Here is a 23,503-nt window from a genome sequence, read left to right on the forward strand (position 1 = left end):
GGAGTCGCGCTAGGTGACGAGGGGAGACACATGGCCGGGCGTCACCGCGAAGCGCTGGGCCCTTCCGGCGAGCGCGGCGAAGGCTGAGGGGTCGGCGCCGGTCATCCACACCTGCCCGCCGAGCACGTCCAGTGCGGCGAACAGCGCGGCGCGGCGCTCGGGGTCGAGATAGGCGACGACATCGTCGAGCAGCATCACCGGCGCCATGCCGGCCATCTCGCCCACCAGCCGCGCATGGGCGAGCGCGAGGCCGATCAGGAGCGCCTTCTGCTCGCCAGTGGAGCCCTGCGCGGCGGCGATCGCCTTTGGGCCGTGCCCGACGAGGAGGTCGGTGAGGTGAGGTCCCTCCAGCGTGCGCCCCGCAGCCCGGTCGCGTAGTCGCGCCGCGCGCAATGCGAGCCGGTACTGGTCTTCGACCAGGGTCGCCGGCTCGCGCGCCAGCGCGCGCTCGACTTCCCCCTCCAGCGCCACCGTCGCCCAGGGAAACGGCGAGTTGTTGTCACGCCCCAGCGCGATCCCGGCGGCGAGGCGGCGCACGGTCTCCATCCGCGCGGCGGCGACAGCTATCGCGAGCGCGGCGAGTTCCTGCTCCACGGCATCGAGATAGCGCGGATCGGTGGCCGGTTCCTCCAGCAGGCGGTTGCGCGCCCGCAAGGCCCGCTCCAGCGCGTTCACCCGCGCGCCGTGCTCGGCGTCGACCGCCAGCACAAGACGATCCAGAAAGCGCCGCCGTTCTGAAGGCGGGCCGAGGAACAGGCCGTCCATCTCCGGCGTCAGCCAGACCACACGGACATGCGCGGCGAAGGCGGCGGCCGAGCCCACCGGCTCGCCATCGATACGGCAGCGCCGCGCCCGGACCTCGCTGTCGGCCTCGACGCCGGTGCCGAGCGTCACCTCGCCATAGGCGCCCTCGACCACGGCGGACACCGCCCAGCCCGGTGCCTGCGTGCCGTCCGTATGGCGGGCGGCGAACTGGTCGAGATGAGCCCGCCGCAGCCCGCGCCCGGGGGCGAGCAGCGAGATGGCCTCCAGCAGATTGGTCTTGCCGGCCCCGTTCGGCCCGATCAGCACCACCGGACCGTTGCCGGCCCTTACTTCGGCGATGTGGTAGCTGCGGAAGTCGGTCAGCCGCAGGCGGGAGATGCGTGCCGGTGCCGTGGTGCGCAGGGTCACACGCGCATCGGCATCAGCACATAGAGCGCGCCGCGCTTCTCCGGGTCCTGCACCAGGGTGGGGGAGCCGGGATCGGCGAGCTTGAGCTCGGCCGTGCTGCCTTCGATCTGCGAGGTGATGTCGAGCAGGTAGCGGCTGTTGAAGCCGATATCGATCGGCTCGGCCGCATATTCGACCTCGATCTCTTCGGTGGCGCTGCCCGAATCCGGATTGGTGACGGAGAGGGTGAGTTTGCCGTCACCGATGGAGAGCTTCACCGCCCGCCCACGCTCGCTGGCCACGGTCGAGACGCGGTCGACGGCGGAGGCGAAGTCCGCCTTGTCGACGATCAGCGTCTTGTCGTTGCCGGAGGGGATGACGCGGCCATAATCGGGGAAGGTGCCGTCGATCAGCTTGGAGGTCAGTACCACGCGATCGAGCGACACACGGATCTTGGCGGTGGAAAGCTCGACCGTCACCTCGGCGTCGGCATTCTCGGCGAGCCGCTGGATTTCGGCGACCGCCTTCCGCGGCACGATGACGCCCGGCATGCCGATGGCGCCGGACGGCGCGGCGGTCTGTGCCTGGGCGAGGCGGTGGCCATCGGTGGCGACGGCGCGCAACACCGGCCCGCCGGCATCGGCCACATGCAGGTAGATACCGTTGAGGTAATAGCGGGTTTCCTCGGTCGAGATCGCGAACTGCGTCTTGTCGACCAGTCGCTTCAACTCGCCTGCCGGAAGGGTGAAGCTGTGCGACATCTCGCCCGCGGCGAGGTCGGGGAATTCGTTCTCGGGCAGTGTCTGCAGGGCGAAGCGCGAGCGGCCGGCGCGCACGGTGAGCGTGCCGCGGTCGCCGGAGGTCTCGATCTGCACCTGCGCGCCTTCGGGCAGCTTGCGCACGATGTCGTAGATGGTGTGCGCCGGCACCGTGGTGGCGCCTTCCTGCTGCACTTCGGCGGCGATCGTCTCGACGATCTCGATGTCGAGATCGGTAGCGCGCAGGGCGAGCCCGCGCGGATCGCTTCGCATCAGCACGTTGGCGAGGATCGGAATGGTGTTGCGCCGCTCGACGACACGATGGACGTGGGCCAGAGACTTGAGCAACTCGGCCCGCTCGACAGTGACCTTCATGGCCGCGACACCCGTGGCTTTACGAGAAAGGGAACGCTCACGAGGCACGGGCGGCCGGGCGATGCCGGCCACGCGCCCCGGGCAGCGGCGCGGGTGCACCGCCGGGGGCGACGACATTGCCGTCACTGGCCTACCAAGGCAAGCGGCGCACCCTGTGGATGCGCCGATTTAGTGGGGAAATCTGCGGGGATAACGGGAATGGCGCCGCCGGGCGGCCTCAGGGGCTACTCGTCGTTGACCAGCCGCTTCAGCGTTTCCACCTCGTCGGCCAGCGCGCGGTCGGTACCGACAAGGCCGTCGATCTTGCGCACGGCGTGCAGCACGGTGGTATGATCCCGCCCGCCGAAGCGCCGGCCGATCTCGGGCAGCGAGCGCAGCGTGAGCATCTTGGCGAGATACATCGCGATCTGGCGCGGCTTCACCACATTGGCGGTGCGGCGCTGCGAGAGGATGTCGGCGCGGCTGACATTGTAGTGCTTGGCGACCACGCGCAGGATGTCGTCCACCCGCACGCGCTTGGGCTCACTGGAGCGCACGAGGTCGCGCACGGCGGTCTCGGCCATTTCCAGCGTGATGGCGCGCGAGGTGAGCTGGTTATGCGCCAGCAGCCGGTTCAGTGCCCCGTCGAGGTCGCGACCGTTCTGGCCGCAATTGCGGGCGATGAAGTTCAGCACGTCCGCCGGCACGCCGAAGCCGGGATGCTGGTGCGACAATGTGGCGATGCGCGCGGCGAGGATTTCGAGCTTCAGCTCGTCGTCCAGCGGCGCGATCTCGACCACGAGGCCGCCGGCGAGGCGCGAGCGGACCCGTTCTTCCAGCGCGTCGAGCTCTGCCGGCGGGCGGTCGGCGGCGATCACCACCTGGCGGCCGGAATCCATCAGCGCATTGAGCGTGTGACAGAACTCCTGCTGGACGCTCTTGCCCTGCAGGAATTGCAGATCGTCGATCACCAGCGTGTCGATGCCGCGCAACTGCTCCTTGAAGGCGAGCGAGGACTGGCTCTTCAGCGCGGCGACGAAGCCGTACATGAAGCGCTCGGCGGTGAGATAGACCACCCGGCGGCCGTGATCGGAGCCATCGGCGGCGATCGCCTGCAGCAGATGCGTCTTGCCGAGGCCGACGGCGGCGTGGAGATAGAGCGGGTTGAACACCGGCCCGCTGCCGGCCGGGGCATGCGCCACCTTCAGCGCCGCGGCATGGGCGAGGCGGTTGGAATCGCCGAGGCGATAGGTCGAGAAGGTCAGGCGCGGGTCGAGCGGCGAGCCGTTCGCCACCTCGGCCGGATTGGACATGGACGACACGACGACGGTGCCAGCCTCCACATCCGCGGGAGCGGCGGCGCGCGTCACCACGGTGCGAACAGGCGCCGGCGCGGCACCGGGAGCCCGCATCACTGCGGTGCGGACGATCAGCTCGACGCGGTCGGCGGAGCCCTCTTCCTGCCAGAGCGACACGAGGCGCTCGATATAGTGCTGCTGAATCCAGGTCTTGAGGAATCGCGTGGGGACGGACAGGCGAACGAACCCGTCATGAATGCCGTCCAGCTCAATGCGCGGGAACCAGCTCGAATAGACTTCTTCCCCAACCTCGGCGCGCAGGCGACGGCGAACCCGATCCCATGCCTCGCGAGCGTCCGCGTCCAACCCGGCCCGCGCTCCGGCTCGTGCCGCCACCCCGGAGAACTGGCCTTGGCCAGCGGGTTCTATGCCATCTTTGAACATGTCTGCTCCGCGCTTTTTATGCGGTTGTTGGGACGCACGAGAGACGCCTCGGCACTCATGGTCGCGAGAGCGGCCAAGGCGACGAAGGGCTCGTCAGTGCGAATGGAATGGGTCGGGCCGCCGGGCGGCCCGTCAGATGCCGGGCGATGTCTTTAGACGGCCCGGGTCAGTATCTCAACCCGGCACATCTGCCAAGATGGGAGGCTCACACGCAAGGCGCCGTAACTGAGGGTCCAAAGTCTCGTCGACGCTGATGCCATCCGCCTTCAGGGCATGGCAATCCGGACACGCACCCTCTCGTGCGCTCTTTCGCGTGGTCATAGCAGCCCCTTCACGGCAAGGACATTGCCGTCCTTAATCATTCTGATTGTTATGATGGAACTAAAATTCGCAACACTACGCATTACGCAAACAAGAGCTTCTCAGGAGAAGCCGTGTCGTTTTACGACGGGCACCAGTAACCTCGAAGGGATGCGGTGATGAATACAACACACTATGCCCCCTCACGTTGCAATGAGCAGTTCCAAAACTCAACTTTTCGCTGAGGTGCCCGGCGGAACCGGATGAAGACAACATACACAGACCCCCCCTCCGGTGCAACGCCGTCGACGCCGCCGAAGCGGCCCCGCGGCGCTGCGGAGGGGCGAATCAGCCGCCCAAAAAACAGCCATCAGTCGGCAAATCTCTGAGTCGCTTGCAAGATTCACGGAGCGGAACTGGTGGGTCTTTCCGCAGCTAAATTTATGTCGCGCACGGGAGGGTGGGCGTGCGGGTACCCTATTTGCGAGGCACCCGTCGGCATGGGTCATAAGTTATTGATAAATTAAAGGAAATTCTGCGCGACCATTCTGCAATTCGAGGACAGAATCACGACTTTTGTGCTGCTCCGGGAGCCGCAGGAGAGTCAAGGTCGATCCTGCTCATTGACCGATCGGTTCGGTCCTGCCGGCCCCTCTGTGACACTTCGGCAACGTGCTCCGGGGCGTCGCTGCCGGGCGTCAAGCTGGCGCGGGTCTAGCGAGGAGGGCTGCCGGAACGAGTCTCCCGCCGCGAACGCGAAAAGCCCGGCGCGAGGCCGGGCTTGACGTAACTTTCGGTTGTATGGGGCTGGCTTGCGAACAAGCCGTCCGGTCAGGCGCTCAGCTTGGCCAGACGCTGCGCCAGACGCGACACCTTGCGCGAGGCGGTGTTCTTGGGCAGCACGCCCTTCTGGGCGGCGCGCATGATCTCCGGCTCGGCAGACTTGAACGCCGCGCCCGCCGCGTCCTTGTCGCCGGAGGCCAGAGCCTCCTCGACCTTGCGCACAAAGGTGCGCATCCGCGAACGGCGGTTCTTGTTGACTTCAGTCCGGCGCTCAATCTTGCGAGCCGCCTTTTTGGCGGAGGGCGTATTGGCCATCGGCCATCCTCTTCATCTTCGCAAGGACGCCGCGTACCGCGCCTTGCCGAAATGTCGGTTGCAAATGATTGGCAGAGCTGACCCCGGAGGCGCCCTGCGTGAGTGGCGGGCTTATAGTCGCGGGGCAGCGCCGCGTCAATATGCAAGGCGCGGGCGGGCACGTCGCCAATCGTTAATTGTTGGTGAAGGAGGCGCTGCGCTTGGCGGCGAAGGCGGCCATGCCTTCCTTCTGGTCAGCCGTGGCAAACAGCGCCTGGAACAGGCGGCGCTCGAACCGGATGCCTTCGGCCAGTGAGGACTCGAAGGCGCGGTTGACGCTCTCCTTGGTCATCATCGCCGAGGCCAGCGACAGGCCGGCGATGGTGCCAGCGATCTTCATCGCCTCGTCCTTCAGCTCGGCCAGCGGCACCACCCGCGAAACGAGGCCGTAGCGGTCGGCTTCCTCCGCGGTGAGGGTGCGGCCGGTGAGGGTCATCTCCATCGCCTTGGCCTTGCCGATGGCGCGGGTGAGGCGCTGCGAACCGCCGGCGCCCGGCATGATGCCGAGCTGGATCTCCGGCTGGCCGAAGCGGGCATTGTCGGCGGCGAGGATGATGTCGCACATCATGGCGATCTCGCACCCCCCGCCCAGCGCGTAACCGGCCACGGCCGCGATCACCGGCTTGCGGCAGCGCGAGAGGCGCTCCCACGAGGTGATGAAGTCGTCGACATAGGTGGCGGGAAAGCTAAGCGCCTGCATTTCCTTGATATCTGCGCCGGCGGCGAAGGCGCGGTCGGAGCCGGTGAGGACGATGCAGCCGATTCCCGCGTCCTGTTCGAACCCGTCGAGCGCCGCACCCAGTTCGGTGATCAGCGCTGCGTTGAGGGCGTTCAGGGCCTTGGGGCGGTTGAGGGTTATGACGCCCACGCGTCCGTTGGTTTCGACCAGGATGTTGTCGTAGGCCATGGCGGGCGTCTCCTATCGCTGGCAGGCGGCACAGTAAAAGGTGGAGCGCCCGCTCTGCACAAGCCGGGCGATGGTTCCCCGGCAGCCGGGAGTGGAGCAGGCGCCGCCCTCGCGGTTATAGGCGCGGAAGGTGTGCTGGAAATAGCCGAGCGTGCCGTCGACCTGGGCATGGTCGCGCAAGGTCGAGCCGCCGGCGGCGATCGCCTCCTCCAGCACCGATCGGATGGTCTCGACCAGGTGGACGATGAGTCGCGTTGGGCGACCGGTCGGGCTCGTGAGGCTCGTGGCGCTGCGTTCCGGCGACAGGCCGGCGCGGTGCAGCGCCTCGCACACATAGATATTGCCGAGCCCGGCGACGACCTTCTGGTCGAGCAGCGCCGCCTTCAGCGAGGTCCGCCGCCCGGCCAGGGCGCGGGCGAGGTGGACGGCGTCGAAATCCGCCTGCAGCGGCTCGGGCCCGATGTCGCGGAACAGGGGATGCGCCCCCAGCCCGTCGCGCGGTACCAGCAGCATGGCGCCGAAGCGGCGGGGGTCGTTGTAGACCACCTCCACGCCGCCCTCCATGCGGAACACCACATGGTCATGCGCGGCGAGGCGCGAGCGCGGCATCACGAAGTCGCCCGGCGTCTCGGGCACACCTGCATCGGGCTCGATGCGGAACGAGCCGGACATGCCGAGATGCATGACCAGCACCTCGTCGGCGCCCGTCTCGTCCGGCCCGATGTCGGCCATCAGGTATTTGGCCCGCCGGTCGAGCCTCTGCACCGTCCTGCCGGTCAGGCGCGCGGCGAACCGCTCGGGCAGCGGCCAGCGCAAATCCGGCCGCCGGGCGAGCGCGACGAGAATGCGGCGGCCCTCCATGACCGGCGCCAGGCCGCGCCGGACGGTTTCGACTTCGGGCAGTTCGGGCATGGCCGCAAGGGTCTCGCTGCGGGAGGTTCAGGCCAGTATATGGTGCGCCTTCAGGAAGGCCGCGAGTTCGGCGGCAGCGGTGAACCGGTGCGCGCGCAGACCGGCCTCGAGGGCGCCGGCGACATTGGCGGGCTTGTCGTCGATCATCACCGCGTCCCGCGGCGCGACGCCGTAGAGCGCGGCGACACCTTTATATACGCGCGGCGCCGGCTTCTTCGCCCCGAACTCGCAGGCGACATGCATGGCGGCGCCGAACAGGGTGCGCAATTCCGGCACCAGCGCGTCGAAATGCTCGCGCATGATATGGCCGTTATTGGTGAGCAGCGCGACCGGCACATGCGCGCTCACCCGCGGCACCAGGGCGAGGACCTCCGGGTCCAGCGTCATGGCGAGAGCGCGGGTGCGCTGCCACTCGGCCCGACCGAAGGCCACGCCGAGCGCGCCGGCGACGGCGGCGAGATAGGCGTCCGGAGAGAGCTGGCCGAGGTCGGAGGCATCCTCGATGCCGCTGTGCCAGACGAGCCGCTCGACATCGGCGGCGGAGAGGCCGGCGAGGGCGCCCATGGCCGTGCGCCGCGCCTCGACATCGTAGCGCAGCAGCACGTCGTCCATGTCGAAGATGACGAGGCGGGGCGGGGTCGTGTGTTCCGTCGCGCCTTCGGCCGGGCCGGTCACCGTCACCTCCTCACGGAAGTGCGTCGTAGCCGGGGCCGAATCCATTGAGATTGAGCGGGATGCCGATGCCCTCGTCCGGCTCGGGCGTCTCGCGGATGACGAAGATGGCCTTCTTGCCGTTGCGCAGGCGTTCCATCAGCTTGTCGTCCATCTCCACCTCGGCGACGCAGCCATTGGGCACGCAGCGCACGAAGCCGACGCTGCCGATGGGGGCGTCGTCGATGATGAGGCCGAGGCCGGAAGGCAGCAGCACACCGAGCGGGGCCAGCACGCGCAGCAGCGACTTGCCGGTGTCGCGCATCTTCAGCACGATCGCGGTGAGCCCGACATTGGGCCGGTCGTCGGCCTGCACGCTCTGGAGCAGCACGCATTGCTCGGACTGGGCGCCGGGCGGGGTGTCGCACCGGATCTGCCATTCGCCGTGGACCGAGCGCACGACGCCCTGCGCCGCCGCCCCGTCTATGGAGGCGAACAGCGCCGCGACGGCGATCGCCGCGACTATGGCTGAACGGAGGGCCGCGAAGCCGGGCATTGCTGTCTCCCGAAAAGTGTCGTCCGCTATGTCTTCTAAAGAATCGCCGGCGGGGGACAAGGCGAATCGTGCCGCTCCCCCGTTTCGGCCGCTCTCAGGCAGGAAGCCGTAGAACGCCCGAGCGCCATGTCAAGAATGCGGCAATGCACCGCCCCTTGCAGATAGAACGGTTCCAGGCACCCGACGTCATGTCGCAGGAGAGGAACCCGCTGGCGCGTTGCTCAGGTGTTCTTTTTGTGTTTGATGAAGGTCAAATGCCGCTGGCCCGGCACGCGATCGCCATCGCTTTGTCCGGGTCGCGGGGAAGCTGATGGGAGTGACGTTCGCGATGAATTCGTGGATCCGCAATGCTGCGCGCACGGCCGCCGGCCTTGCCGGTGGGGTGTTCGGCATGCTGGCGCTGGCTGGTAACGGGGCCGCGCTGGCGGGAACCGGGCAGCCCTCGCCCTGGCAGATCAATCTTCAGGGGGCGGCCTCTCCGGTGATGGAGAGCATGCACTCCTTTCATACCTTCCTTCTGGTGATCATCGTCGCGGTCGTGCTGCTGGTGCTGGTGCTGCTGGTCGTCGTGATGATGCGCTTCAACGAGAAGGCAAACCCGGTGCCTTCGCGCACGACCCACCACACGCTGATCGAGGTGGCGTGGACCGTGGTGCCGGTGCTGATCTTGGTGGCGATCGCCATTCCCTCGTTCCGGCTGCTGTTCCACCAGCTTGACCTGCCGCAGGCGGACATGACGGTGAAGGTGACCGGGCACCAGTGGTACTGGTCCTACGAGTACCCCGACAATGGCGGCTTCAGTTTCGACAGCCTGATGGTCGCGACCGAGGACCTGAAGCCGGGCCAGCCGCGCCTGCTGGCGGTGGACAACGAAGTCGTGGTGCCGGTCAACAAGATCGTGCGCATCCAGGTCACCGCCGCCGACGTCATCCATTCCTTCGCCCTGCCGTCCTTCGGCGTGAAGATCGACGCCCTGCCGGGCCGCCTGAACGAGAGCTGGTTCCAGGCGACCAAGGAGGGCGTATATTACGGCCAGTGCTCCGAGCTTTGCGGCAAGGACCACGCCTTCATGCCGATCGCCATCCGGGTGGTGAGCGAGGAAGAGTTCGCCGGCTGGGTCGAGAAGGCCAAGCAGGAATTCGCGGCGGCGGATGCGCCGGCGCGCGTGGCGCAGGGCGAGCCCGTTGGCGAATCGCTGGGCGTTACCGCTCGCTGAGTGCCGGTTCGGCGAATTGAAGTTGCGAAGCGCCTGAAAGGGCGCGAATGAGGGACGGTTCCATGGCATACGCAGCCGGTCACGCGGGCGACCCGACGGGTTGGAAGCGCTGGGTCTATTCGACCAACAACAAGGACATCGGTGTGATGTACCTGATCTTCGCGATCGTCGCGGGGGTCGTGGGCGGTGCCTTGTCCATCGGCATCCGCATGGAGTTGCAGGAACCGGGGATGCAGATATTCTCCGATCCGCAGACCTTCAACGTGTTCACCACCGGCCATGGCCTCATCATGATCTTCTTCATGGTGATGCCGGCGATGATCGGCGGCTACGGCAACTATTTCGTGCCGCTGATGATCGGCGCCCCGGACACCGCCTTCCCGCGCATCAACAACGTCGCCTTCTGGCTGCTGCCGCCGGCCTTCGCGCTGGCGCTGCTGTCGCTGTTCGTCGAAGGCGCGCCCGGCTCCAACGGCTTCGGCGGCGGCTGGACCATCTACCCGCCGTTGTCCTCGAAGATCGGCCATCCCGGCCCGGCGATGGACCTGCTGATCCTGTCGCTGCACATCGCCGGCGCCTCCTCGATCCTCGGCGCGATCAACCTGATCACCACCATCCTCAACATGCGCGCCCCGGGCATGACGCTGCACAAGATGCCGCTGTTCGCCTGGTCGCAGCTGGTGACCGCCTTCCTGCTGCTGCTGTCGCTGCCAGTTCTGGCGGGCGCCATCACCATGCTGCTGACGGACCGCAATTTCGGCACCACCTTCTTCGACCCCGCCGGCGGCGGTGACCCGATCCTGTTCCAGCACCTGTTCTGGTTCTTCGGCCACCCCGAAGTGTACATCCTCATCCTGCCCGGCTTCGGCATCGTCTCGCACATCGTCTCGACCTTCTCGAAGAAGCCGGTGTTCGGCTATCTCGGCATGGCCTATGCGATGGTGGCGATCGGCGTGGTCGGCTTCGTGGTGTGGGCCCACCACATGTACACGGTCGGCCTGTCCTCCTCGACGCAGGCCTATTTCGTCGCCGCGACGATGATCATCGCGGTGCCGACAGGGGTGAAGATCTTCTCCTGGATCGCCACCATGTGGGGCGGCTCGATCTCGATGCGGGTGCCGATGCTGTGGGCGATCGGCTTCATCTTCCTGTTCACGGTCGGCGGCGTCACCGGCGTGGTGCTGTCCAACGCCGGCATCGACCGCGCGCTGCACGACACCTATTACGTGGTGGCGCACTTCCACTACGTGCTGTCGCTGGGCGCCGTGTTCGCCATCTTCGCCGGCTGGTACTACTGGGCGCCGAAGATGTTCGGCTACATGTACAGCGAGAGCATCGGCAAGGTACACTTCTGGCTGACCTTTATCGGCGTGAACCTGGTGTTCTTCCCGCAGCACTTCCTCGGCCTCGCCGGCATGCCGCGCCGCTATGCGGACTATCCGGACGCCTTCGCCGGCTGGAACTTCGTGTCCTCGATCGGTTCGTACATTTCGGGCTTCGCGGTGCTGGTGTTCCTGTACGGCGTCTGGCGCATGTTCGCCGCCAAGGTGCCGGCTGGCGCCAATCCGTGGGGCGAGGGGGCGACCACGCTGGAGTGGACGCTGAGTTCGCCGCCGCCCTACCACCATTTCGAGGTGCTGCCGAAGATCAAGTGATCGGCGGGCCTTGTCGAAGACGTCCCGGCGCGGGCTTGCGCGCCGGTCGCGCAACAGGGGCGGCAGGGCCGGGACGGTCCGCCGCCCGGTTTCCCGGCGTACACGGCCACGCCGTGCGGGTCCGCCGGAATGGAAAGCGTTGCCACGCGGCGACGCCGGAGTGAGTTGATGAGCGACGTCGCTTCGCGCGAATATGACAGCCCCCCGAACGCGCCGCGCGCGCTCGACATGCCGTCTCATGCCTCGGTGGCGGACTATGTCGCGCTGCTGAAGCCGCGCGTCATGTCGCTGGTGATCTTCACCGCGCTGGTCGGCATCGTGCGGGCGCCCGGCGAGGTGCATCCGGTGATCGCCTTCACCGCGCTGCTGTGCATCGCCATCGGCGCCGGCGCCTCCGGCGCGCTCAACATGTGGTGGGACGCCGACATCGACGCGGTGATGACCCGCACCCGCCGCCGCCCGATTCCGGCCGGCAATGTGACCCCTGGCGAAGCGCTGGCCTTCGGCATGACGCTGGCGGTGGGCTCGGTGCTGGTGCTCGGCCTGCTGGTCAACGCGCTGTCCGCCGCGCTGCTCGCCTTCACCATCTTCTTCTACATCGTCATCTACACGATGTGGCTGAAGCGCTGGACGCCGCAGAACATCGTCATCGGCGGCGCCGCCGGTGCGTTCCCGCCCATGGTCGGCTGGGCCGCAGCCTCGGGCGGCCTCGGGCTGGAGAGCCTGCTGCTGTTCCTCATCATCTTCTTCTGGACGCCGCCGCATTTCTGGGCGCTGGCGCTCTACAAGTCCGGCGACTATGCCCGCGCCGGCGTGCCGATGCTGCCGGTGGTCTCCGGCACCGCCGAGACCCGCCGCCAGATCCTGATCTACACGCTGCTGCTGGTGCCGCTGGCGATGTCGCCGTTCTTCCTGGGCATGGCCGGCCTCGCCTATGGAACCGTCTCGGGGGTGTCGGGCGCGCTGATGCTGCTGCTGGCGGTGCAGGTGTATCGCCGCCGCGAGGGCGCGGCGGCCGAGATCGCGGCGCGGCGCCTGTTCGGCTTCTCGATTCTTTATCTTTTCCTGCTCTTCGCGGTCCTCCTCGTGGAGGCGGTCGCGCCGGCCTGGTTCGGGCTGTGAGCGCATGCTGGCGAGGGCTGGAATGAGCGACGACGACAAGATGCCGGGGCACCCATCCGGGGGGCAGGAGCCCGAAGGGGTGGTGCTGACGGAGGAGCAGAAGCGCCGCCGGCGCGCGCGTTCCATCGCCATCGCGCTGGTTCTCGCGGCGCTGTGCCTGCTGTTCTACGCCGTCACCATCGTCAAGCTCGGCCCCGCCGTGCTGATCCGGCCGCTGTGAGGGAACGATGGCAGCAGGACGCGAAGATCCGGTAGAGACCGATGCCCGCGCGACGGAGCGCCGCCGCTCCGGCAGCCATCGCGTGGTGGCGGTGTGCTGTGCCGCCTTCGTCATGGCCATGGTCGGGGCGGCCTATGCCGCCGTGCCGCTCTACCAGATGTTCTGTCAGGTGACCGGCTTCGGCGGCGCCACCCGGGTGGCGGGCGCGGCGCCCGCCGTGCCGCTGGAGCGCACCGTGGAGGTCCGTTTCGACGCCAATACCGCGCCCGGGCTCGACTGGAGCTTCGAGCCCGAGGTCCGTTCCGTCACCGTGCGGGTCGGCGAGACCAAGCTGGCCTATTACCGCGCCCATAATCGCGGTGCCGAGCCTGTCACCGCCGCGGCTACCTACAACGTCACGCCGGCCCAGTCCGGCTACCATTTCGCGAAGATGCAGTGCTTCTGCTTTACCGACCAGACACTGCAGCCGGGCGAGACGCTCGAAATGCCCGTCGTCTTCTTCGTCGACCCGGCCTTCGCCGAGGATCCGGAGATGAACGGCGTGAAGACCATCACCCTTTCCTATACCTTCTTCCCCAAGGCGGCGCCGCTCGCCGCCGGCAAGGCGAAGGACGGAAAGGCGCCCCTTTAAGCGGGCGGAACGCCACATTGCGGCCGCGCCAACGGCCCGCTAGAGAAGCAGACGGAACGGAGAGCGCGACCCATGGCTGAGGCCCACGCGAAACAGCACGACTACCACCTCGTCGACCCGAGCCCGTGGCCGTTCGTCATCTCGATTTCGGCCTTCGTCATGGCGGTGGGCGCGGTGTTCTGGATGCATGGCCAGCTCACCTCGCTGGTCATGATCGTCGGCCTCCTCGGCGTGCTCTACACCATGATCGTGTGGTGGCGGGACATCATCCGGGAGGCGGAGCACGAGCACCTGCACACGCCGGTGGTGCAGCTGCATCTGCGCTACGGCATGATCCTGTTCATCGCCTCGGAGGTGATGTTCTTCGTCGCGTGGTTCTGGGCCTTCTTCGACGCCGCGCTGTTCGTCGGCGAGGAGATCAACTATGCCCGCGCCGACGTGACCGGCGGGCACTGGCCGCCGGCCGGGATCGAGACCTTCGATCCGTGGCACCTGCCGCTGCTCAACACGCTGATCCTGCTGACTTCCGGCACCACGCTCACCTGGGCGCACCACGCGCTGGTGCATGGCGATCGGCAGAGCGCCAAATGGGGCCTGTGGCTCACCGTCGGCCTCGGCGTCATCTTCTCGATGCTGCAGGGCTTCGAATACAGCCACGCCGAGTTCGCCTTCTCGGGCAATATCTACGGCGCCACCTTCTTCATGGCGACCGGCTTCCACGGCTTCCACGTCATCGTCGGCACCATCTTCCTCGCCGTCTGCCTCGGGCGCCTCTATGCCGGCCACTTCACCCCGACGCACCATTTCGGCTTCGAGGCGGCGGCGTGGTACTGGCACTTCGTCGACGTGGTCTGGCTGTTCCTGTTCACCTTCATCTATGTGTGGGGCAGCGCCGGCGCGGTGCACTGAGCCTGCTCGAAAATGCTATGAGGGGCGGCTTCCGGCCGCCCCTTGTCGTTTGCGCGACCGATTGCGGCCGGCGTGGCGTCACCGAACGGAGTAGAAGCCGCCATGGACCTCAAGCCTTTCAATAGCGGCGTCTCGCCCTATGCGGCGGGCCTGTCCTGCAGGTGCCCGCGCTGCGGCCGGGGGCGCCTGTTCAACGGCTTCCTCACCGTGGCCCCCGCCTGCACCGAATGCGGGCTGGACTACAGCTTCGACGATTCCGGCGACGGCCCGGTGGTGTTCATCATCCTCGCCGCCGGGGCGCTGGTGGTCGGCCTCGCGCTGTGGGTCGAACTGACCTGGCAGCCCCCCTTCTGGGTGCACGCCCTGCTGTGGACCCCGCTGGTTCTCATCGCGACGCTCGGCCTGCTGCGGCCGCTTAAGGCAACCCTGATCGCCCAGCAATATGCCAAGCGCGCGCAGGAAGGTCGTCTCGACAAGGGGGAGTCGTGAGCCCCCGCGCGGCATCCTGGCGCCGGCTGCTGCCTGTCGCCCTTACCACACTGGTGGCGTTCGGCCTGCTGGTGGGCCTCGGTGTCTGGCAGCTGGAACGGCTCGCCTGGAAGGAACAGCTCATCGCGCAGGTGGAGGCCCGTGTCCACCAGGCGCCGGTCGAGCTGCCGCCGGAGGCCAATTGGGGGCAGATCGACTTCGCCAAGGACGAATATCGCCGCGTCACCGCGCAGGGCCGCTTCCGCCACGACCTCGAAGTGCAGGTCTATGCTCTGGTCGACCAGGAACCGGACGGCTTCGGCGGGCCGGGCTACTGGGTGGTGACGCCGCTCGGCCTTGGCGACGGTTCGTTCGTCCTTGTCAATCGCGGCTTCGTGCCGCTCGACCGCAAGGCGCCGGCGACGCGGGAGGAGGGGCAGGTCGAGGGCCTCGTCACTGTCACCGGCCTGCTGCGGCTGCCCGAGGAGGCGGCCCTGTTCACCCCGGCCAACGATGCCGCCACCGACAGCTGGTATGTGCGCGACCCGGAGGCGATCGGCAGCGCCAAGGAACTGGTGCGCGTGGCGCCGTTCCTGATCGACGCCGACGCCGCGCCCAATCCCGGCGGGCTGCCGCGCGGCGGGCTCACGCGGATCGCCTTTCCCAACCGGCATCTCGAATACGCCCTGACCTGGTTCGGCCTCGCGGCCTCGCTGCTCGGCGTATTCGCCGCCTATGCCTGGGGCCGGCTGCGGCGCTGAGCGGGCGCTTTGCGGAAGCGTCTTCGCTGGGTCCCGGCGCCGCGTTCCGCCTGCGGCGTCACTTGTCCGGGACACAAGGCAATGCCCGCCGCGTTGCGCTTTCTCGTTTCCCGGACAAGCGGCGCGCCGCGCCGATCCGGGACCCAGCGCATGAGTCTCTCGCCTTGGCCCGCGCCGGTGCCGTATTCGCCCGTGCTTGCCTCAGGCCGCCCCCGCCACTAGGTTGCCGCCACTTTCTCCAGCGGAGGCGTGCGTGCGCTACATCTCGACCCGCGGCGAGGCCCCCGTGCTCGCCTTCTCCGATGCCCTTCTCGCCGGCCTCGCGCGCGACGGCGGTCTCTATGTGCCGGAGGCCTTTCCGGTGCTTGCCCCGCAGCAGATCGCGGCGCTGGCGGGCCATTCCTATGCCGAGGTCGCCGGGCGGGTGATCGCGCCCTTCCTCGACGGGGTGTTCGCGCCGGCCGTGCTGGCGCCGATGCTGGAAGGAGCCTATGCCAGCTTCCGCCATCCCGCGACCACGCCGCTGGTGCAGATCGCCCCCAACCGCTTCGTGCTGGAGCTGTTCCACGGCCCGACGCTCGCCTTCAAGGACGTGGCGATGCAGTTGCTCGGCCCGATGATGGACCATGTGCTGACGCAGCGCGACCAGCGCGCCACTATCGTCGGCGCCACCTCCGGCGACACGGGGAGCGCGGCCATCGAGGCGTTTCGCGGCAGCGACCGCACCGATGTGTTCATCCTCTACCCCGCCGGCCGCGTCTCCGAGGTGCAGCGCCGGCAGATGACCGGGGTGCCGGACGCCAATGTCCACGCCATCGCCATCGAGGGCACGTTCGACGACTGCCAGGCGCATGTGAAGGCGCTGTTCAACAATCACGGCTTCCGCGACCGGCTGCAGCTCGCCGGCGTCAACTCGATCAACTGGGCCCGCATCGTGGCGCAGGTGGTCTACTACTTCGTCGCCGGCGTGGCGCTGGGAGCGCCGCACCGCAAGGTGTCGTTCGTCGTGCCCACCGGCAATTTCGGCGACGTGCTCGCCGGCTATGTCGCCAAGCGCATGGGCCTGCCGGTCGACCGGCTGGTGGTGGCGACCAATGTGAACGACATCCTCGCCCGCACCATCGCCACGGGGCGCTATGAGGTGACCGGCGTGGTGCCGTCCTCCTCTCCCTCGATGGACATCCAGGTGTCGTCGAATTTCGAACGCGTGCTGTTCGAGGCGCTGGACCGCGACGCCGGCGCGCTGCGCGGGCTGATGGCCTCTCTGGCGCAATCGGGCGCGTTCTCGCCGCCGAACGCGGCGATGGCGGCGATCCGCGCCGATTTCGACGCCGGCCGCGCCGACGAGGTGCAGACTGCCGCGACCATCGCCCGGGTGCGGGCGGAGACCGGCTATCTGCTCGACCCGCACACGGCGGTCGCGGTCTCGGTGGCCGAACGCCTGCCGCAGGACCGCCACGTGCCGCAGGTGGTGCTCGCCACCGCGCATCCCGCGAAGTTCCCCGACGCTGTGGCGCGCGCCTGCGGCGAGCGGCCGGCGCTGCCGCCGCACCTCGCGGACCTGATGGAGCGGCCGGAGCGCACGCCGACGCTGCCCAGCGACATCGGCGCGATCGAGGCCTATATCGCCCGCCACGCCCGGGCCGCGGAGGGCGTCGCGTGAGCAAGGACACCCCCGTCGGCCCGCGCATCACCACGCTCGACAATGGCGTGACCGTGGTCAGCGATTCCATGCCGCATCTCGCCACCACCTCGCTCGGCATATGGGTGGGGGCGGGGGCGCGCGACGAGGAGCCGGACGAGCACGGCATCTCCCACCTCCTGGAGCACATGGCGTTCAAGGGCACGCGCCGGCGCTCGGCGCGGGGCATCGCCGAGGAGATCGAGGCGGTCGGCGGCGACATCAACGCGGCCACCAGCGTCGAGCACACCTCCTACAATGCCCGCGTGCTGGGCGAGGACATGCCGCTGGCGCTCGACGTGCTGTCGGACATCCTCGCCGCCCCGGCCTTCGATCCCGAAGAACTGGCGCGCGAGCACAATGTGATCGAGCAGGAGATCGGCGCCGCGCTCGACACGCCGGACGACCTGATCTTCGACCTGTTCCAGGAACGGGCCTTCCCCGGCCAGGCGATCGGCCGCTCGATCCTCGGCACGCCGGCGAGCGTGCGCTCCTTCGGGCCGGACCGGCTGCGCACCTATCTCGCCCGCAACTACCGGGCGCCGAAGATGATCGTGGCGGCGGCCGGCGCGGTCGAGCACGAGGCGCTGGTGGCGGAGGCGGCGCGGCGCGTGTCGGGCTTCGCCCGCGAGGACAAGCCGGCCTCGCTGCCGAGCCGCTATGAGGGCGGCGTCGAGATCGGCGGCGGGCGCGACCTTGAGCAGGCGCATCTCATGATCGGCCTGCCGGGGCTCTCCTATCGCGACCCCGGCATTCACGCGCTGCAGGTGTTCACTAATATTCTCGGCGGGGGCATGTCGTCGCGGCTGTTTCAGGAGGTCCGCGAGGCGCGGGGCCTGTGCTACGCGGTCTATTCGTTCCACTGGGGCTATGCCGACACCGGGCTGTTCGGCGTCTATGCCGGCACCGATGGCGGGGATGTCGACGAACTGGTCGATGTCGCGGTGGATCAGATCCTCGCGACCATCGACACCATGACCGAGGCGGAGCTGGCTCGTTCCAAGGCGCAGGCCAAGGTGGGGCTGCTGGCGGCGCTGGAGAGTTCCGGCGCGCGGGCGGACCAGCTTGCCCGCCAGATGCTGGCCTTCGGGCGGCCGATTCCGCTGGAGGAGATCGTCGGCAAGGTCGAAGCGGTGACGCTGGACGACGCCCGCGCGGCCGGCAAGGCGTTGATCGGGCGCGGTCGTCCGACATTCGCGGCGCTCGGACCCGGAAAATCGCTTGAATCGGCGGCGCGCATCGCGGAACGTCTCTCAGCAGCATAATCCGCGGCCCGGCAGCGCACATGGCCCTGTTTCGCACCGTTTCCTGGCATGAGCCCCCCATGCTCGTCGAGGGTGAGACCGTGCTGCTGCGCATGCCGCAAATGTCGGACTTCGTGGCATGGTCGACGCTGCGCGAACAGAGCCGGGCCTTCCTGGCGCCGTGGGAGCCGGTCTGGCCGGCCTATGATCTCACCCGCGGCTCGTTCCGGCGCCGGATGCGCCGCTATCTGCGCGACGTGCGCGAGGATGCGGCCTATCCATTCCTCATATTCCGGCGCGCCGACAGGGCGCTGCTCGGCGGCGTGTCGCTGTCCAATGTCCGCCGCGGCGTGACCCAGACGGCCAATCTCGGCTACTGGATGGGCGAGCCCCATGCCGGCCGCGGCTATATGGGCGCGGCGGTGCGGACCCTGCTGCCCTTCGCGCATGGCACGCTCGGCCTGCGCCGCATCGAGGCGGCCTGCCTGCCCACCAACGCACCCTCGATGCGGCTGCTGGAGGGGGCCGGGTTCCGGCGCGAAGGTTACGGCCGTGAATATCTGTGCATCAACGGCGCCTGGCAGGACCACGTGCTCTATGCCCGATTGGCGGGCGATCCGGTTGCCCGCGCGCCGCATTTCGAGACGGCCAGTTTGGTGCCGTTCGAAAGTGGACCGGAGATGAGCGGCGGCGGCTAGTCTGGAATGTCTCAAATCTCTGATCACGAAGACTATACCGATCGCCTCACCTGATCGGTAGATCGGCTTTTGCCAATTGACGGCTCCGAGGAATAGCGCGAGAAAAGAAGACAAACGCCATTTTTAGAATAATTCTAAATGGTCGAAAGCTTCGGTGCCGCGTCCCGATGATCGTGTGTTCGTGTAATGTGCTTTCCGATCGCCAGATCCGCAGCGCGGTGACGGAGACGCAGGCGTCCGTCCGCACCGTGGGCCAGGTGTATCGCTGCCTCGGCTGCAGCGCGCAGTGCGGGCGTTGCGCGCGCACCATCCGCAAATTGCTGGACGACGTGAACGCGGGCGGCTGCGGCACGTGTCCGCTGGAGTGTCCGGTCGCGGCGCAGGTGCCGGGCCAGGCCGGCCATGGCGAGGCCGCGCCTTCGGGCCTCGCGCAGCGTGAACAGGGGCCGCGCCGGCACGGGCGCCGCGACCACGCCCACCCGCATTCCTCGCTGGCGGCGGCGCTGGCGCTGGCGGCCGAATGAGCCGGCGGCCTTCGCCGGCCCGTTGAGCGCGGGCAAACCGGGCGGGAGAACGCCATTGCGTATTTCTTAGAAGTTTTCTAAACAGGTGGCGCAAGCTCGGAAAAGGAGAGGCGCTGCCATGAAGGGCGATTCAAAGGTCATCGAATATCTCAACCGCGGCGTCCGGTCGGAGCTCACCGCGATCAACCAGTACTGGCTGCATTACCGCATGCTGGACAACTGGGGCTACAAGAAGCTGGCCGCCAAGTGGCGCGCTGAATCGATCGAGGAGATGCAGCACGCCGATCGCTTCATTGACCGCATCCTATTCCTTGAGGGCCTGCCGAACCTGCAGGTGCTCGATCCGCTGCGCATCGGCCAGGACATCAAGGAAGTGATCGAGTGCGATCTCGCCGCCGAGATCGAGGCGCGCGCGCTCTACCAGGAAGCCGCGACCTATTGCGAGAGCGTGCAGGACTATCCCAGCCGCGACCTCTTCAAGGCGCTGATGGCGGACGAGGAAGGCCATATCGACTTCCTCGAGACCCAGCTCGACCTGATCGCCAATCTCGGCGTGCAGCTCTACGCCCAGCACCATATTGGCGAGCTCGACTGAGCCACCGCGCCCTGCACGAACCCGATTGCCGGAGGCCGGTCGCGAGACCGGCCTTTTCCTTTTTGGCCGCGCTGCCGGCGGTATCGAAGGCGAATGCTGCGATGCCAGATACTGTTTTGCATTAGACTTATTCTAAGATATTGAGATCACTTACCTTTTCGTTGACCGGCGCGCCTGCGTCCGTTACCGCCTGCATCGGACCTTACGTCAACCATGCGATCGCCCTGTCATGGGCGGTCTGCACGCAGGAGACGCCGATGAACGCCCGCACCCCGTCCCCCCTCGCTCGCCGCCTCGCGCTGGGGGGCTTCGTCGCCGCCAGCCTGGCATTCGCGCCCGTCGCCGCCTCGGCCGAAGAGGTCGTCAACATCTACACCACCCGCGAGCCGGGCCTCGCCAAGCCGCTGTTCGACGCCTTCACCGAGAAGACCGGCGTCAAGGTCAACAGCGTCTTCGTCAAGGACGGCCTCGCCGAGCGCGTGAAGGCCGAGGGCGAGGGCTCGCCTGCCGACGTGCTGATGACGGTGGATATCGGCGCGCTGCTCGATCTCGTCGACCAGGGCGTGACCCAGAAGGTGACGTCCGACGTTCTGGACAAGGCCGTTCCGGCCAATCTGCGCGGCGCCGATGGCGACTGGTTCGCTCTCTCCGCCCGCGCCCGCGTCGCCTACACCTCGAAGGATCGGGTGAAGGAAACGGCGATCACCTATGAGGACTTCGCCGACCCGAAGTGGAAGGGCGAGGTCTGCATCCGCTCCGGCAAGCACCCCTATAACACCGCGCTGATCGCCGCCTATATCGTCCATCACGGCGAGGCCAAGGCCGAGGAATGGCTGAAGGGCGTGAAGGCGAATCTGGCCCGCAAGGCCGCCGGCGGCGACCGCGACGTGGCGCGCGACATTCTCGGCGATATCTGCGATCTCGGCCTCGCCAATTCCTACTATGTGGGCCTGATGCGCTCCGGCAAGGGCGGTCCCGAGCAGGAGGAATGGGCGAAGGCGATCAATGTCGTGCTGCCCACCTTCGAGGGCGGCGGCACCCATGTGAACATCTCCGGCGCTACCGTCGCGAAGAACGCGCCGAACAAGGACAACGCCGTCAAGCTGCTGGAATATCTCGTCTCCCCCGAGGCCCAGGCGCTCTACGCCAAGGGCAATTTCGAATATCCGGTGGTGCCCGGCGCGCCGGTCGACCCGATCATCGCCGCCTTCGGCCCGCTCAAGGTCGACACGGTCGATCTGGTCGCGGTGGCCAAGGCGCGCAAGGCGGCAACCGACCTCGCCGACAAGGTCGGCTTCGACAACTAGCCCGCGTCGGGCGGCGCCGCGTTCGCGCGCGCCGCCCGGATATTCCGATGCCCTTTCAGGTCCCGGGGTGGCTTCCGCCCCGGGACGTTTCGCGACATGACCTTGGCACTCAGTGGCACTCCCCGCGCGGCCTCCGCTTCCGGCTCCCTGCTTTTGAGGGCGGCGGCGGGGGCGGTCGTGCTTCTGGTGCTGCTGCCGCTGCTGGCGCTGGGCTGGACCGCGCTCAAGGGCTCGGGCGACCTCTGGCCGCACCTCCTCGCCAATGTCATTCCGCACGCGCTGCTGGAGACCACGCTGCTGGTCGCCGGCGTCGGTGCGGTCGTCGGGGTCATCGGCACCGGCACGGCGTGGCTGGTGGCGGTGTGCCGGTTTCCCGGGCGTGGCGTGTTCGAATGGGCGCTGCTGCTGCCGCTCGCCATCCCGACCTATATCCAGGCCTTCGTCTATGTCGACGCGGTGCACCCGCTCGGGCCGATCCCGACGCTGATCCGCACCAGCTTCGGCCTGCGCCCGCGCGATCTCTGGCTGCCCGAGGTGCGCTCGCTGCCGGGCTGCATCATCCTGCTCGGGCTGGTGCTCTACCCCTATGTCTACCTCTCCGCCCGCGCCGCCTTCCTGGTGCAGACCGCCTCGGTTCTGGACGCCGCCCGCACGCTGGGGGCGGGGGCGGGGGAGGCGTTCTTCCGCATCGCCCTGCCGCTTGCCCGCCCGGCCATCGCGGTGGGGGTGACGCTGGCGCTGATGGAGACGGTGAACGACATCGGCGCCTCCGAATTCCTCGGCGTGCAGACGCTGACGCTGTCGATCTATTCGACCTGGCTCAACCGCTCCAGCCTGCCCGGCGCGGCGCAGATCGCGCTGTGCATGCTGGTGATCATGTTCGCGCTGGTGCTGCTGGAGCGCTGGGGCCGCCGCAAGCTGAAGACCGGCAATATCGGCGATCGCGCCCGCCCGCCGGCGCGGCGTGCGCTCTCGCCCGGCGCGGCAGGGCTCGCTTTCCTCGCCTGCCTGCTCCCCGTTCTGCTCGGCTTCGTGCTTCCGGCCGGCCATCTCGCCCTCACGGCGTGGAAACGGGTCTCGTTTCATGGCGTGTCGGAAACCATCCTCGTCGAGACGGTGAACACCGCGCTGTTCGCCGCGCTCGGCACCGGGCTCGCTTTGCTGCTGGGCTTCGCCGTGGTGGTGGCACTGCGCACCGGGGCGCTGCGCTCCTCGCTGGCGCTGCGGCTCGCCGGGCTCGGCTATGCGGTGCCCGGCACGGTGCTGGCGGTCGGGCTGCTGGTGCCGCTGGCCGGATTCGACAATCTGGTCTCGCACCTCAGCCAGCAGGTCACCGGCGTGTCGACCGGGCTGCTGCTCTCGGGCTCCGGCGCGGCGCTGATCATCGCCTATGTGATCCGCTTCCTCGCCATCCCGGTCGGCGGGCTGGAGGCCGGCTACGGCAAGATCGGCTCGACGCTCGACATGGCGGCGCGCAGCCTCGGGGAAAGGCCGGGCGGGGTGGTGCGGCTGATCCACCTGCCGATGCTGCGCCCCGCGCTCGGCGCCGCCGCGCTGCTGGTGTTCGTCGACTGCATGAAGGAACTACCGGCCACGCTGATGCTGCGTCCGCTCAATTTCGAGACGCTGGCCAGCCATGTCTATGCCGAAGCGGCGCGCGGCACCTATGAGGACGGCGCGCTGGCGGCGCTGCTCATCGTGCTGGTCGGCCTGGTGCCGGTGATCCTTCTGGCGCGCCTCTCGCGGCCGCGGCAGGGGTGAGCGGCAACACGTGGCGGCGGTGAGGGCCTGCGTCCTTCGAGGCTCGGCGGTGCCGAGCGCCTTATGATGACGTTGGCCTTGATAGATCCCGGGATGCGGTTGGACCCCCAGAGGGCTCGTCATGCTGAGGTGCCGGGCGCAGCCCGGCCTCGAAGCACGCGGGGCGTCGGCCCGGCCAAGGCGTGGAGCCCGGGGCTGGCGCGTGAGATGACAGGGCGCAAGCGGGTGAGGTGCGCCAGCCG

23 protein-coding genes are annotated in these 23,503 nt (G+C 68.1%); 15 read left to right on the forward strand and 8 right to left on the reverse strand.

What is annotated here, in order from left to right; genetic code table 11:
- Nucleotides 1-9: 9 nt before the first annotated feature.
- The 8 genes from recF to KHC23_RS01975 all read right to left on the reverse strand — a co-directional run bounded on the left by recF (nt 10) and on the right by KHC23_RS01975 (nt 8,469).
- Nucleotides 10-1,173 carry a DNA replication/repair protein RecF gene (gene recF, locus KHC23_RS01940; protein ID WP_271188727.1) on the reverse strand — a complete coding sequence of 388 codons (1,164 nt, stop codon included), beginning with the start codon at nt 1,171-1,173 and terminating at the stop codon, nt 10-12.
- Complete coding sequence (gene dnaN, locus KHC23_RS01945; protein ID WP_213368804.1) at nt 1,170-2,285, reverse strand: DNA polymerase III subunit beta; 1,116 nt, start codon at nt 2,283-2,285, stop codon at nt 1,170-1,172. Before dnaN ends, recF begins: the two co-directional genes overlap by 4 nt.
- A gap of 224 nt (nt 2,286-2,509) precedes the next feature.
- Entirely contained in the window at nt 2,510-3,928 is a 1,419-nt protein-coding gene (dnaA, locus tag KHC23_RS01950) for a chromosomal replication initiator protein DnaA (RefSeq protein WP_213368811.1), read from the reverse strand.
- Between the two features lie 1,209 nt (nt 3,929-5,137).
- Complete coding sequence (gene rpsT / locus KHC23_RS01955; RefSeq protein WP_018389771.1) at nt 5,138-5,404, reverse strand: 30S ribosomal protein S20; 267 nt, start codon at nt 5,402-5,404, stop codon at nt 5,138-5,140.
- 172 nt (nt 5,405-5,576) lie between these two features.
- On the reverse strand, nt 5,577-6,350 hold the full coding sequence (locus tag KHC23_RS01960; RefSeq protein WP_213368813.1) for an enoyl-CoA hydratase: 774 nt from the start codon (nt 6,348-6,350) through the stop codon (nt 5,577-5,579).
- Nucleotides 6,351-6,362: 12 nt separating this feature from the next.
- The gene (mutM, locus tag KHC23_RS01965; RefSeq protein WP_213368815.1) at nt 6,363-7,262 is read right to left on the reverse strand and encodes a bifunctional DNA-formamidopyrimidine glycosylase/DNA-(apurinic or apyrimidinic site) lyase; all 900 of its coding nucleotides are present in this window, start codon (nt 7,260-7,262) and stop codon (nt 6,363-6,365) included.
- A gap of 27 nt (nt 7,263-7,289) precedes the next feature.
- Entirely contained in the window at nt 7,290-7,937 is a 648-nt protein-coding gene (locus KHC23_RS01970) for an HAD-IA family hydrolase (protein ID WP_271188728.1), read from the reverse strand.
- Between the two features lie 10 nt (nt 7,938-7,947).
- On the reverse strand, nt 7,948-8,469 hold the full coding sequence (locus tag KHC23_RS01975; RefSeq protein ID WP_213368820.1) for an invasion associated locus B family protein: 522 nt from the start codon (nt 8,467-8,469) through the stop codon (nt 7,948-7,950).
- A 310-nt stretch (nt 8,470-8,779) separates the two neighbouring features.
- On the opposite strand from KHC23_RS01975, the gene coxB reads away from it, so the two are divergent.
- The 15 genes from coxB to KHC23_RS02050 all read left to right on the forward strand — a co-directional run bounded on the left by coxB (nt 8,780) and on the right by KHC23_RS02050 (nt 23,261).
- A complete protein-coding gene (coxB, locus tag KHC23_RS01980) occupies nt 8,780-9,685 on the forward strand; it encodes a cytochrome c oxidase subunit II (protein ID WP_213368822.1) in 906 nt (301 codons plus the stop codon).
- A gap of 62 nt (nt 9,686-9,747) precedes the next feature.
- Nucleotides 9,748-11,340, forward strand: coding sequence for a cytochrome c oxidase subunit I (gene ctaD / locus KHC23_RS01985; protein ID WP_213368824.1), 1,593 nt, complete (start codon nt 9,748-9,750; stop codon nt 11,338-11,340).
- 168 nt (nt 11,341-11,508) lie between these two features.
- Nucleotides 11,509-12,462 (forward strand): heme o synthase, encoded by a 954-nt coding sequence (locus KHC23_RS01990; RefSeq protein WP_213368826.1) that lies wholly within the window; start codon nt 11,509-11,511, stop codon nt 12,460-12,462.
- 22 nt (nt 12,463-12,484) lie between these two features.
- Nucleotides 12,485-12,682: a hypothetical protein gene (locus KHC23_RS01995; protein WP_213368828.1), complete on the forward strand. Its 198-nt coding sequence runs from the start codon at nt 12,485-12,487 to the stop codon at nt 12,680-12,682.
- 7 nt (nt 12,683-12,689) lie between these two features.
- A complete protein-coding gene (locus tag KHC23_RS02000; RefSeq protein WP_213368830.1) occupies nt 12,690-13,313 on the forward strand; it encodes a cytochrome c oxidase assembly protein in 624 nt (207 codons plus the stop codon).
- Between the two features lie 72 nt (nt 13,314-13,385).
- Complete coding sequence (locus KHC23_RS02005; RefSeq protein ID WP_213368832.1) at nt 13,386-14,222, forward strand: cytochrome c oxidase subunit 3; 837 nt, start codon at nt 13,386-13,388, stop codon at nt 14,220-14,222.
- Nucleotides 14,223-14,324: 102 nt separating this feature from the next.
- The gene (locus KHC23_RS02010; RefSeq protein WP_213368834.1) at nt 14,325-14,711 is read left to right on the forward strand and encodes a DUF983 domain-containing protein; all 387 of its coding nucleotides are present in this window, start codon (nt 14,325-14,327) and stop codon (nt 14,709-14,711) included.
- Nucleotides 14,708-15,451, forward strand: a complete 744-nt coding sequence (locus tag KHC23_RS02015) for an SURF1 family protein (protein WP_213368836.1) — start codon at nt 14,708-14,710, stop codon at nt 15,449-15,451. Before KHC23_RS02010 ends, KHC23_RS02015 begins: the two co-directional genes overlap by 4 nt.
- A 253-nt stretch (nt 15,452-15,704) precedes the next feature.
- On the forward strand, nt 15,705-17,114 hold the full coding sequence (gene thrC, locus KHC23_RS02020; RefSeq protein WP_213368838.1) for a threonine synthase: 1,410 nt from the start codon (nt 15,705-15,707) through the stop codon (nt 17,112-17,114).
- A 68-nt stretch (nt 17,115-17,182) separates the two neighbouring features.
- Complete coding sequence (locus KHC23_RS02025; protein ID WP_246544079.1) at nt 17,183-18,397, forward strand: M16 family metallopeptidase; 1,215 nt, start codon at nt 17,183-17,185, stop codon at nt 18,395-18,397.
- A 20-nt stretch (nt 18,398-18,417) separates the two neighbouring features.
- The gene (locus KHC23_RS02030) at nt 18,418-19,074 is read left to right on the forward strand and encodes a GNAT family N-acetyltransferase (RefSeq protein WP_213368842.1); all 657 of its coding nucleotides are present in this window, start codon (nt 18,418-18,420) and stop codon (nt 19,072-19,074) included.
- Nucleotides 19,075-19,241: 167 nt separating this feature from the next.
- Entirely contained in the window at nt 19,242-19,598 is a 357-nt protein-coding gene (locus KHC23_RS02035) for a (2Fe-2S)-binding protein (protein WP_213368849.1), read from the forward strand.
- A 118-nt stretch (nt 19,599-19,716) separates the two neighbouring features.
- Nucleotides 19,717-20,193 carry a bacterioferritin gene (bfr, locus tag KHC23_RS02040; RefSeq protein ID WP_213368856.1) on the forward strand — a complete coding sequence of 159 codons (477 nt, stop codon included), beginning with the start codon at nt 19,717-19,719 and terminating at the stop codon, nt 20,191-20,193.
- Between the two features lie 257 nt (nt 20,194-20,450).
- Nucleotides 20,451-21,500, forward strand: a complete 1,050-nt coding sequence (locus KHC23_RS02045; RefSeq protein WP_246543979.1) for a Fe(3+) ABC transporter substrate-binding protein — start codon at nt 20,451-20,453, stop codon at nt 21,498-21,500.
- Nucleotides 21,501-21,596: 96 nt separating this feature from the next.
- Nucleotides 21,597-23,261, forward strand: coding sequence for an ABC transporter permease (locus KHC23_RS02050; protein WP_213368858.1), 1,665 nt, complete (start codon nt 21,597-21,599; stop codon nt 23,259-23,261).
- Nucleotides 23,262-23,503: the final 242 nt, after the last annotated feature.

It is taken from the genome of Ancylobacter dichloromethanicus (genome assembly GCF_018390645.1).
Lineage (GTDB): Bacteria > Pseudomonadota > Alphaproteobacteria > Rhizobiales > Xanthobacteraceae > Ancylobacter > Ancylobacter dichloromethanicus.

Excerpts from the sequence above, each read along its gene's own strand:
- KHC23_RS02030 (WP_213368842.1), top strand. The coding sequence starts at position 18,418 with ATGGCCCTGTTTCGCACCGTTTCCTGGCATGAGCCCCCCATGCTCGTC.
- KHC23_RS02025 (WP_246544079.1), top strand. The coding sequence starts at position 17,183 with ATGCCGCATCTCGCCACCACCTCGCTCGGCATATGGGTGGGGGCGGGG.
- ctaD (WP_213368824.1), top strand. The coding sequence starts at position 9,748 with ATGGCATACGCAGCCGGTCACGCGGGCGACCCGACGGGTTGGAAGCGC.
- KHC23_RS01975 (WP_213368820.1), bottom strand. The coding sequence starts at position 8,469 with ATGCCCGGCTTCGCGGCCCTCCGTTCAGCCATAGTCGCGGCGATCGCC.
- KHC23_RS01990 (WP_213368826.1), top strand. The coding sequence starts at position 11,509 with ATGAGCGACGTCGCTTCGCGCGAATATGACAGCCCCCCGAACGCGCCG.
- KHC23_RS02005 (WP_213368832.1), top strand. The coding sequence starts at position 13,386 with ATGGCTGAGGCCCACGCGAAACAGCACGACTACCACCTCGTCGACCCG.
- bfr (WP_213368856.1), top strand. The coding sequence starts at position 19,717 with ATGAAGGGCGATTCAAAGGTCATCGAATATCTCAACCGCGGCGTCCGG.
- KHC23_RS02035 (WP_213368849.1), top strand. The coding sequence starts at position 19,242 with ATGATCGTGTGTTCGTGTAATGTGCTTTCCGATCGCCAGATCCGCAGC.
- KHC23_RS02000 (WP_213368830.1), top strand. The coding sequence starts at position 12,690 with ATGGCAGCAGGACGCGAAGATCCGGTAGAGACCGATGCCCGCGCGACG.
- KHC23_RS02045 (WP_246543979.1), top strand. The coding sequence starts at position 20,451 with ATGAACGCCCGCACCCCGTCCCCCCTCGCTCGCCGCCTCGCGCTGGGG.
- rpsT (WP_018389771.1), bottom strand. The coding sequence starts at position 5,404 with ATGGCCAATACGCCCTCCGCCAAAAAGGCGGCTCGCAAGATTGAGCGC.
- KHC23_RS02010 (WP_213368834.1), top strand. The coding sequence starts at position 14,325 with ATGGACCTCAAGCCTTTCAATAGCGGCGTCTCGCCCTATGCGGCGGGC.
- KHC23_RS01960 (WP_213368813.1), bottom strand. The coding sequence starts at position 6,350 with ATGGCCTACGACAACATCCTGGTCGAAACCAACGGACGCGTGGGCGTC.
- KHC23_RS02050 (WP_213368858.1), top strand. The coding sequence starts at position 21,597 with ATGACCTTGGCACTCAGTGGCACTCCCCGCGCGGCCTCCGCTTCCGGC.
- dnaN (WP_213368804.1), bottom strand. The coding sequence starts at position 2,285 with ATGAAGGTCACTGTCGAGCGGGCCGAGTTGCTCAAGTCTCTGGCCCAC.
- KHC23_RS01995 (WP_213368828.1), top strand. The coding sequence starts at position 12,485 with ATGAGCGACGACGACAAGATGCCGGGGCACCCATCCGGGGGGCAGGAG.
- mutM (WP_213368815.1), bottom strand. The coding sequence starts at position 7,262 with ATGCCCGAACTGCCCGAAGTCGAAACCGTCCGGCGCGGCCTGGCGCCG.
- coxB (WP_213368822.1), top strand. The coding sequence starts at position 8,780 with ATGGGAGTGACGTTCGCGATGAATTCGTGGATCCGCAATGCTGCGCGC.